Raw genomic sequence first — 10,541 nt, 5'->3', positions numbered from 1 at the left:
CCACGGCCACCCCTCCGGGGCAGACCGAACAGGCCACGCCGGTGGGCGCGCCAATCATCACTCCCAACGAGCCCTGAATAACCGGGCCGCCGATAAGTGTGGCGTCACCCTGACGCGCAGCAGGCATGCCTGGCATGGTGAAATCCTTTTAAAGTGCGGGTGAAATGATTGATATTTTGTCTGGAATGATTAAATGCATTTATAAAATAAATCATTTAAATCAACAACATAAAGCTAAGGATAAGATGGAGTAATTACTGCGATCTCTGTCAAAAAGACAGAAATAGGGAAATGGACAAAATACGATGAGAAAGGTGGACTACGTTTCATTTTGCCCTTCCCTTTCAGGAAGGGCAAAATGATCTTATGGGACGAGTTTAGTTTGCACAGTAATTTCAAGATACTCCATAATGCCCGCTGCAGCGTGCCGACCTTCTGCCATCGCAGTCACCACCAGGTCTGCGCCACGCACCGCATCGCCACCAGCGAAAATCTTCGGGTTGCTGGTCTGATAACGCAATTTATCTTCAACGCTGGCGATGATGCGCCCCCAGCTATCGAGCTTCACGCTGTGCTCTTCCAGCCACGGCATACCATGGGGATGGAAGCCAAACGCCATAATTACCGCATCGGCTGGCATGACAAATTCCGAGCCTGTTATCGGCTCCGGACGACGACGACCTTGCTCGTCTGGCTCACCCATTCGCGTGCGCAACATACGGATACCTGTCACCCGGCCACTGTCGTTTAGCTCAATGTTCAGCGGCTGCACGTTGAACTCAAACAACGCCCCTTCCTCCCTGGCATTTTTGACCTCTTTTTTGGAGCCCGGCATGTTTCTTTCATCCCGACGATAGGCGCAGGTCACCTGCTCTGCCCCATGACGCAAAGAGGTGCGGACACAGTCCATTGCGGTATCGCCACCGCCGAGCACAACCACCTGCTTACCCGCCATATTGATGTAGGGCTCTTCCGGTAATTCAGGCAAACCCATCACCTGTTTAGTGTTGGCAATCAGGAAAGGCAGCGCGTCATATACTCCTGCTGCATCTTCGTTCGGCAGTCCCGCTTTCATTGAGCGATAAGTGCCAACACCGACAAAGACCGCATCAAACTCAGCTAAAACCTGTTGCAGGGAAATATCGCGACCAATTTCGGTATTGAGTTTAAATTCGATACCCATGGCGCTAAAAATCTCACGGCGACGGCTTAATAACGATTTATCCAGCTTAAAGGCCGGAATACCAAACGTCAGCAGTCCGCCGATTTCAGGATGACGATCAAACACCGTGGCCTGAACGCCGTTGCGCGCCAGAATATCCGCGCAGGCAAGCCCGGCAGGCCCCGCGCCAATCACGGCGACACGACGGTTTGTCGGCTGGACGTATGAGAGATCAGGCGTCCAACCGCTGGCAAAAGCGTTGTCGGAAATATAGCGTTCAATATTGCCGATAGTGACAGCGCCGTATTCGTCTTTCAGGGTGCAGGCGCTTTCACATAAACGATCTTGCGGGCAGACGCGCCCGGTGACTTCCGGCAAACAGTTTGTCTGATGTGACAGCTCAACCGCTTCGAGAATGCGCCCTTCTTTGACCAGTTCAATCCACTGGGGAATATGGTTGTGCAGCGGGCAGGTCCATTCACAAATACTGTGTTCGCCGCATTTCAGGCAGCGGTCAGCCTGGCTTTCTGCCTGGTTTTTATTGAAGGTACAATAGATTTCGTCAAAGCCGGTCTTGCGCAAATCCAGATCAATTTTGTCCGGATCCTGGCGCGCAGGCGTCGCGCGCATTTTATTCACTTTACTAAATTCGCTATCCGCTGACGGCTGTTGCAGCCCTTGCTGTGCGGAACTGTGCCACGGTTGAGCTTCCTGAGCCGCTGAGCGCAGGCGTCGGTTCTTAGCCAGTGCGGCAAGTGTCTCACTGCTGATTAATTTCAGCGCTTTGCCTGGGCAATTTTCCACACACGCGGGGCCGCTTTCACGGTGCAGACATAAGTCACATTTATGGGCGTTGGCTTTAACCGAGCGCCCGTCATTGAGCGGAACCGTGATTATCTGCATCGCCCCAAACGGGCAGGCCACGACACAGGATTTACAACCGATACATTTCTGCTGGTTGACCTGCACACTGTCTGCGACACGTGAAATGGCTTCATTTGGGCAACTGCTGGCGCAAGGGGCGTCTTCACAATGACGGCATGTGACGGCGTTACGTCGGCCCTGATGTTTAATGACACAGATCCGTGGCTGGAATTGATGGCTGGTCAGAACATGCTTTTCATCATTGTGGGACATCACACAGGCGACTTCGCAGGCATGACATCCCAGGCAGAGCTGTGCATTGGCAAGAACAAAACGATTCATCATTACCCCTTTGCCTGTTATTTAAACAGAAGGCTTATCATTTATAAGGGTGATGTTATGACCTGGCGATGCATAAACTGGCAATGGTCATTTGCCCAATTTAGCGTGAAATCTGCAAATAACCTGGTAAGGATCAATTTCTTTTCAGGTTTAATGAAACATCGTTTTCACCCATTTTGTTATGCAGCAGTTATGCTTGTGATGTAACCGAGTTAATTCCTAACCATTGTTTTGGAAGATTTGCCGAAATATAAGCAACAAGGATTTGTGACGTCCTCAGTTTCTGGTACGTTTCGCTCTCAGTTATTCGACGGATAAATATGCAGTGATGGTAAAACGCTCGGTTTCCTCGAGCCTGGCCCGCGCCTTTTTTTATATTGTTTTGTTATCGCTGCTTTCCACAGGCATTGCGATGGTCACCCTTGCGAGTAGTTTACGTGATGCCGAAGCGGTGAATGTCGCAGGTTCATTGCGTATGCAAAGCTATCGTCTGGGTTATGATTTGCAAGGCGATCGCGCCGATATTGACCAGCATCTTGAACAATACGACCAGTCGCTGCGCTCGCCTGCCCTGCTTAAAATCGAGAAATTCTGGGTGCCTGCGGAAGTGCGAACGCGTTTTAGCGCAATTAATAATGCCTGGGCGGAGATGGAACAACATATCCGCCAGGGCGATCTGCAATGGTATCAGGCCAACATCACCGGCTATGTGGCGCAAATCGACCTGTTTGTACTCGCCCTCCAGCATTATGCCGAACGTAAAATGATGCAGGTGGTGATGGCCTCAGTCGTAGGTTTTATTGCCATTTTCACGCTGGTGTTTTTCACCTTACGCCGCTTCCGCCACCAGGTTGTGGCTCCGCTCAACAAATTGATGGAAGCCAGTAGCGCCATTGAACGTGGTGAATTTGATTACCCGCCATTGAATACGCAACTGCCGAACGAGCTGGGATTGTTGTCGCACACCTTCACCCGCATGTCCGGTGAGCTGCAAAAACTGTATCGCTCCCTCGAAGAGAGTGTGCAGGAAAAAACCCTCGATTTGCAGGAAGCTAACCGAACGCTGGAAGTGCTGTACGCCTGCTCACAGGCGCTGACGGTCAGCACCATCGATCAACACTGTTTCGAGCGCGTGTTGCAGCAAGTACGCCAGAAAACGCCGGTCAATTATCTCGAGATTAAAACCGGTGAAAACTGGAAGATACAGGACGGTGTCGCACACTCAGACCAGGCGTGGCAAACCTTGCCGATTGTGCTTGAGGACAAAGAGTTAGGGTTGCTGCGCTGGCAAGCACCGCAAGGGGTTCCACCGCTGCCGTTAATGCAAAGTCTGGCCAATATGCTGGGGCGTGGGCTGTATTTTAATCAGGCGCAAAAACATTATCAGCAGCTGTTGTTGATGGAAGAGCGAGCCACCATTGCACGCGAATTACATGATTCTCTGGCACAAGTGCTCTCTTACTTACGCATCCAACTGACGTTATTAAAACGTGCCGTTCCGCCGGAGAACCAGCCTGCACAAGTCATTATCAATGACTTTTCCCAGGCACTGAACGATGCGTATCGCCAGTTGCGCGAGTTATTGACCACCTTCCGCCTGACACTCCAGCAGGCAGATTTACCGTCTGCATTGCAGGAGATGATCACGCCGCTACGCAAACAAACAGCGGCGACACTCACGCTTGATTGCCAGATCCCGACTCAGGCGTTAGATGCCTCGCAGCAGGTGCATTTACTGCAAATTATTCGCGAAGGTGTGTTAAACGCGATTAAACACGCCCAGGCCAATAAAATAGCCGTAAGCTGTAGCACCTCCCTTTCAGGCGTTCATACTGTAAGTATTCTTGATGATGGCAATGGAATCGCAAGCTTCACTGAACCCGAAGGGCATTACGGATTAAATATCATGCATGAGCGCGCCGCCCGTTTAGGTGGTGAGCTGACTATTTCCCGCCCCGAAGAGGGTGGAACTTTAATAAGGTTGAATTTTCGAACGCCGGCTACAGAACACGCGGCAAACGAAACACCCGTAAATTTATAACGATAAGAATTTTAAAAGTATTGGGGTAAGCAATGACTGAGAAAAATGTCTGTCAGGTATTAATCGTCGATGATCATCCGTTAATGCGTCGTGGCATTCGCCAGTTGCTGGAAATGGATGCCAGTTTTAGCGTTGTGGGTGAAGCCAGCAGCGGTGCAGAAGCCATTAGTCTTGCCAATCGCCTGGCCCCCGACCTTATTTTGCTCGACCTGAATATGAAAGGTTTGAGTGGGCTTGATACGCTAAACGCCATGCGTCGTGATGGGGTTAACGGGCGTATTATCGTACTGACGGTATCTGATTCGCGTAGCGATATTTTCACGCTGATTGATGCCGGTGCCGATGGATATCTGCTTAAAGATAGCGACCCCGACGTTTTGCTCGAAGATATTCGTCGTGGCGCAACAGAAGGTGAAGCCTATAGCGAGCAGGTCGCGGAATACTTACGCACCCGCAGTACCGACAAACGCAGCGATGACCCGTTCGCCGTGTTAACCGAGCGCGAACTGGATGTGTTGCAAGAGGTCGCCAGGGGTTTATCGAATAAACAAATTGCCTCAGGCCTGCATATTTCTGAAGAGACGGTGAAAGTGCACATTCGCAATTTACTGCGTAAACTTCAGGTGCGTTCCCGTGTCGCTGCAACCGTGTTATATCTTGAAAGTCGGGGCTTTTAAAACCGTCAACCTATGAAGGATTTGACTACACAGCGCGAAGATTTTTTACAATATCTCCTCAATTTCTCCACGTTTGGACCTGCGGTAAAGGCTACAGTGACGACTGATACTAATAATCACAATCTGAAGTACTAACGAGGTCCTGACTGAATGGCGAATTTCTTTATCAATCGCCCCATTTTTGCCTGGGTGTTGGCCATTATTTTATGCCTCACAGGCTTGCTCGCCATTTTCTCTCTTCCCGTCGAGCAGTATCCCGATCTCGCACCGCCAAACGTGCGTATCACGGCGAACTATCCAGGTGCCTCGGCACAAACGCTGGAAAACACGGTTACGCAGGTCATTGAGCAGAATATGACCGGACTGGACAACATGATGTATATGTCCTCCCAAAGTAGCAGTGCCGGCCAGGCCACCATCACGCTGAGTTTTAAAGCTGGCACTGACCCCGATGAAGCCGTTCAGCAGGTGCAAAACCAGTTGCAGTCAGCTTTACGTAAATTGCCGCAGGCGGTGCAAACCCAGGGCGTAACGGTCAGGAAAACCGGCGATACCAATATTTTGATGGTCGCGTTCGTCTCCACCGATGGCAGCATGGATAAGCAAGATATCGCGGATTATGTCGCCAGTAATATTCAGGACCCGATAAGCCGTCTTAACGGCGTAGGTGATGTGGATGCCTACGGCTCGCAGTATTCGATGCGCATCTGGCTAAACCCGACCAAACTCACCAGTTATCAGATGACCACGGAAGATGTGGTCGATGCGATTAAATCGCAGAATGCACAAATTGCTGTGGGCCAGTTGGGGGGCACACCTTCGGTGGATATGCAGGCGCTTAACGCGACGATTAACTCCCAGTCATTGCTGCAAACTCCACAACAATTCAGAGATATTACGCTGCGCGTCAATCAGGATGGATCGCTGGTGTCACTGGGCGATGTCGCGGATGTTGAACTTGGCGCTGAGAAATATGACTTCCTGAGCCGCTTTAATGGTCAGCCTGCGTCCGGCCTGGGGATTAAGCTTGCGTCGGGTGCCAACGAGATGGAAACCGACAAGCTCGCCCGTGCCAAAATTGAAGAGCTGTCAGAGTTTTTCCCTCACGGACTGGAAGCGAAAATCGCCTATGAAACCACGCCGTTTGTAAAAGCCTCGATTGAAGATGTGGTGAAGACGCTGCTGGAAGCGATTCTGCTAGTGTTCCTCGTCATGTATCTGTTCTTACAGAATTTCAGAGCGACGTTAATCCCGACTATTGCCGTGCCCGTGGTGTTGTTAGGCACTTTCTCGGTGCTGTATGCGTTTGGCTACAGCATCAACACGCTGACGATGTTTGCCATGGTGTTGGCCATCGGCCTGTTGGTGGATGACGCCATCGTGGTGGTGGAAAACGTCGAGCGCATCATGAGCGAAGAAGGACTCTCGCCCAAAGAAGCTACGCGAAAATCGATGGGGCAGATTCAGGGTGCTCTGGTCGGGATTGCGCTGGTGCTCTCTGCGGTGTTCGTGCCAATGGCCTTCTTCGGTGGGACAACCGGCGCGATTTACCGCCAGTTCTCGATAACCATTGTTTCTGCCATGGTGTTGTCGGTGTTGGTGGCGATGATCCTCACCCCTGCCCTATGCGCCACATTGCTCAAGCCTTTGCATAAAGGTGAGCATCACGGGGAGAAAGGTTTCTTCGGCTGGTTCAACCGCATGTTTAATCGCAATGCGGCACGCTATGAAACTCGCGTGGGGAAAATTCTGGCGCACAGTCTGCGCTGGATGCTGATTTACGTGCTGCTGATTGGCGGTATGGTGTTCCTGTTCCTGCGTTTACCGACCTCTTTCCTGCCGCTAGAAGATCAGGGTGTATTCACTACATCTATACAATTACCGAGTGGTTCAACGCAGCAACAAACCACCAAAGTGGTGGAGAAAATCGAGCAGTATTATCTGACCAAAGAGAAAGATAACGTGCTCTCGGTGTTCTCGACCATTGGGGCCGGGCCTGGTGGGAATGGGCAAAACGTCGCGCGTATGTTCGTACGTCTGAAAGACTGGGATTTACGCGATCCGAAAACCGCCAGTTCATTTGCCATTATCGAACGGGCGACCAAAGCCTTCCGTGACATCAAAGAAGCGCGCATTATTGCCAGCAGCCCGCCTGCCATCAGCGGGTTAGGTAACGCTGCCGGCTTTGATATGGAATTACAAGATCACGCGGGTGCCGGTCACGCTGCATTAATGCAGGCGCGGGACCAACTGCTGGATATGGCAAGTGACGATAAAATGCTGACCCGTGTGCGCCACAACGGTCTGGATGACAGCCCGCAAATGCAGATTGATATCGATCAGCGTAAAGCCCAGGCGTTGGGCGTAACTATTGATGACATCAATAACACGTTGCAAACGGCCTGGGGCTCAAGTTACGTGAACGACTTTATGGATCGTGGACGCGTTAAAAAGGTGTATGTGCAGGCGGGGGCGGAATATCGCATGCTGCCGGAAGACATAAACCAGTGGTACGTGCGCAATAAAGACGGCGGAATGGTGCCCTTCTCGGCATTTGCCAGCTCGCACTGGGAAACCGGCTCGCCACGTCTTGAACGCTATAACGGTTATTCGTCACTGGAAATCGTGGGTGAAGCCGCGCCGGGTGTCAGCACCGGTAGTGCCATGGAAATCATGGAAACGCTGGTAGAAAAATTACCGTCCGGTTTTGGCCTTGAATGGACGGGAATGTCTTATCAGGAACGGCTTTCAGGGGCACAAGCTCCGGCACTCTACGCCATCTCGTTACTGGTGGTGTTCCTGTGCCTGGCCGCACTTTATGAAAGCTGGTCGGTGCCGTTCTCGGTGATGCTGGTGGTACCTCTTGGGGTCATTGGGGCGCTGGTAGCGACGTGGGCGCGGGGACTTGAAAACGATGTTTACTTCCAGGTGGGACTGTTAACAGTCATTGGGCTTTCGGCGAAAAACGCTATTCTGATTGTTGAGTTTGCCAACGATATGAATGCACAAGGCCGCGAACTGGTTGCCGCAACCCTTGATGCCTGCCGTCAGCGCTTACGTCCGATATTAATGACGTCTCTGGCATTTATCTTTGGCGTGTTGCCAATGGCCACCAGCACCGGCGCAGGCTCCGGCAGCCAGCATGCGGTGGGAACAGGTGTGATGGGTGGAATGATTTCAGCTACGGTGCTGGCAATATTCTTCGTTCCGCTGTTCTTTGTGCTGGTGCGTCGTCGTTTCCCGCTGAAAGAACATACTGAAAACTAAATCGCCTAAATTTCAGTCACAAAAAAGCGACCTGTCAGGGTCGCTTTTTGTATGGCTCAAAGAGTATTGAGAATATACCGGCATACTTCAAGTTGCATGTGCGTTGCTTTCCTCGCTTACCCCAGTCACTTACTAAAGTAAGCTCCAGGGGACTCACTGCATCGCCGACTTCCTGTAACTCGAATTATTTGAGGTATAAGAACATCATGTTCTTGCTGTTTGTTTCATTTACGAAGCATATCTTCGATGAAATCTTTCCAGGTCCCTACTTCGTGTTCGATCATAACCGCCTCTCTTATAATTTCTCTATTATACGTAATCCCTTCCCTGGAGTGAAGCGACGTAACTTTGTGCTTTCACTGGCTATCATCAAATATTGAGAGTCGACTGCGTATTGAGTTAATTATCAGCTCAGCAGGTAATTTAAAATGTGACGACGCACCTGAAACAAAATGAATCGTCTACTTTCGGATTTCCCCCTACAGGCCACGAAAAATCTAACTTGTCGCAGTCAGAAGGGCATCAGAAAGGGTGTGACATCCAATGGCTATAAATTAATCACCCCGGTAAAAAGAAACACTATTACCTAACTTTTAGACTAGCAATTGGGCTATATTTTTCCTTGCGACTTTTTTATTATTTTATTTATTCTATTTACCTGCATAAATAATCATCTCTAAAGATAAGGATTGACTCCGTGATAATTCTGTACGGTATTAAAAACTGCGACACCATCCAGAAAGCACGCCGTTGGCTAGAGTCACAAGGTGTTGATTATCAATTTCATGATTATCGCGTCGACGGGTTGGATGCCGATTTACTGAATAGTTTTATCGCAGAGTTGGGCTGGGAAGCGCTGCTCAATACCCGTGGAACAACCTGGCGTAAACTCGACGAGGCTCAGCGTGCGAGCATTACTGACGCGCAGACGGCGGCGGCTCTGATGCTTTCAATGCCAGCAATCATCAAACGCCCATTGCTCTACGCGCCCGGGCAGCCTATGCTGCTGGGTTTCAATGAATCCAACTATCAGCAGTTTATCAACGAGGTATAGTCCTATGTCTTGCCCGGTTATTGAGCTGACGCAACAGCTTATCCGCCGCCCTTCCCTGAGCCCAGACGACGCTGGTTGCCAGGCGCTGATGATTGAGCGACTGCGCGCTATCGGTTTTACTATCGAGCACATGGATTTTGGCGACACACAAAACTTCTGGGCATGGAGAGGAAAAGGCGAAACGCTGGCGTTTGCTGGCCATACCGACGTCGTGCCTTCCGGTGATGCCGATCGCTGGATTAACCCACCGTTCGAGCCGACTATCCGCGATGGCCTGCTGTTTGGCCGTGGTGCTGCTGATATGAAAGGATCGCTTGCAGCAATGGTCGTTGCGGCAGAGCGTTTTGTGGCACAGAACCCACGTCATAAAGGTCGCCTCGCGTTTCTCATCACCTCTGATGAAGAAGCCAGCGCCAAAAATGGCACGGTGAAAGTGGTCGAAACCTTGATGGCACGTAATGAGCGCCTCGATTATTGCCTGGTCGGCGAGCCATCAAGTACTGAAGTGGTTGGCGACGTGGTGAAGAATGGCCGTCGCGGCTCGTTGACCTGCAATCTCACCGTGCATGGTGTGCAGGGTCACGTTGCCTATCCGCATCTGGCGGATAATCCGGTCCACCGCGCCGCCCCAATGCTGAATGAGCTTGTCTCTATTGAATGGGACAAAGGAAACGAGTTTTTCCCGGCGACCAGTATGCAGATTGCTAACGTTCAGGCAGGAACAGGCAGCAACAACGTCATTCCTGGCGATTTGTATGTGCAATTTAACTTCCGTTTCAGCACCGAACTGACTGACGCAGATATTAAACAGCGCGTGATTGCCCTGCTCGATAAGCATCAGCTGCGCTATACCCTCGACTGGTGGCTGTCAGGCCAACCGTTCCTTACCTCACGCGGTAAGCTGGTCGATGCGGTGGTGAATGCAGTTGAGCACTATAATGAAATTAGACCGCAACTGTTGACCACTGGTGGCACATCTGATGGGCGCTTTATCGCTCGTATGGGTGCGCAAGTAGTGGAACTGGGCCCAGTGAACGCGACCATTCATAAAATCAATGAATGTGTTAACGCCGCAGACCTGCAACTTCTTGCACGTATGTATCAACGTATTATGGAGCAGCTTGTCGCCTGACA

7 protein-coding genes are annotated in these 10,541 nt (G+C 50.9%); 5 read left to right on the top strand and 2 right to left on the bottom strand.

Going from position 1 to position 10,541, the window contains the following annotated elements; translation table 11 throughout:
- Window positions 1-364: 364 nt before the first annotated feature.
- Window positions 365-2,368, bottom strand: a complete 2,004-nt coding sequence (gene aegA, locus WBL83_RS16150) for a formate-dependent uric acid utilization protein AegA (protein ID WP_424590109.1) — start codon at window positions 2,366-2,368, stop codon at window positions 365-367.
- 328 nt (window positions 2,369-2,696) lie between these two features.
- On the opposite strand from aegA, the gene narQ reads away from it, so the two are divergent.
- From narQ to acrD, 3 genes are all read left to right on the top strand, one after another.
- Complete coding sequence (gene narQ / locus WBL83_RS16145; protein WP_424590108.1) at window positions 2,697-4,409, top strand: nitrate/nitrite two-component system sensor histidine kinase NarQ; 1,713 nt, start codon at window positions 2,697-2,699, stop codon at window positions 4,407-4,409.
- Window positions 4,410-4,441: 32 nt separating this feature from the next.
- Window positions 4,442-5,086: a nitrate/nitrite response regulator protein NarP gene (gene narP, locus WBL83_RS16140; RefSeq protein WP_424590101.1), complete on the top strand. Its 645-nt coding sequence runs from the start codon at window positions 4,442-4,444 to the stop codon at window positions 5,084-5,086.
- 150 nt (window positions 5,087-5,236) lie between these two features.
- Entirely contained in the window at window positions 5,237-8,353 is a 3,117-nt protein-coding gene (acrD, locus tag WBL83_RS16135; RefSeq protein WP_424590100.1) for a multidrug efflux RND transporter permease AcrD, read from the top strand.
- Between the two features lie 224 nt (window positions 8,354-8,577).
- Here acrD and ypfM read toward each other — a convergent pair whose 3' ends face one another.
- Window positions 8,578-8,637, bottom strand: coding sequence for a protein YpfM (gene ypfM / locus WBL83_RS16130; RefSeq protein ID WP_424590107.1), 60 nt, complete (start codon window positions 8,635-8,637; stop codon window positions 8,578-8,580).
- Window positions 8,638-9,050: 413 nt separating this feature from the next.
- On the opposite strand from ypfM, the gene WBL83_RS16125 reads away from it, so the two are divergent.
- Window positions 9,051-9,407: an ArsC family reductase gene (locus WBL83_RS16125; RefSeq protein ID WP_424590099.1), complete on the top strand. Its 357-nt coding sequence runs from the start codon at window positions 9,051-9,053 to the stop codon at window positions 9,405-9,407.
- A gap of 4 nt (window positions 9,408-9,411) precedes the next feature.
- Window positions 9,412-10,539, top strand: coding sequence for a succinyl-diaminopimelate desuccinylase (dapE, locus tag WBL83_RS16120; protein ID WP_424590098.1), 1,128 nt, complete (start codon window positions 9,412-9,414; stop codon window positions 10,537-10,539).
- Window positions 10,540-10,541: the final 2 nt, after the last annotated feature.

Source organism: Buttiauxella sp. (assembly GCF_049686335.1).
Taxonomy (GTDB): Bacteria; Pseudomonadota; Gammaproteobacteria; order Enterobacterales; family Enterobacteriaceae; genus Buttiauxella.
This window is presented reverse-complemented; position numbering and strand designations above follow the sequence as displayed.

Coding starts and splice junctions, on each gene's coding strand:
- dapE (WP_424590098.1), top strand. CDS start 9,412: ATGTCTTGCCCGGTTATTGAGCTGACGCAACAGCTTATCCGCCGCCCT.
- narP (WP_424590101.1), top strand. CDS start 4,442: ATGACTGAGAAAAATGTCTGTCAGGTATTAATCGTCGATGATCATCCG.
- narQ (WP_424590108.1), top strand. CDS start 2,697: ATGGTAAAACGCTCGGTTTCCTCGAGCCTGGCCCGCGCCTTTTTTTAT.
- aegA (WP_424590109.1), bottom strand. CDS start 2,368: ATGAATCGTTTTGTTCTTGCCAATGCACAGCTCTGCCTGGGATGTCAT.
- acrD (WP_424590100.1), top strand. CDS start 5,237: ATGGCGAATTTCTTTATCAATCGCCCCATTTTTGCCTGGGTGTTGGCC.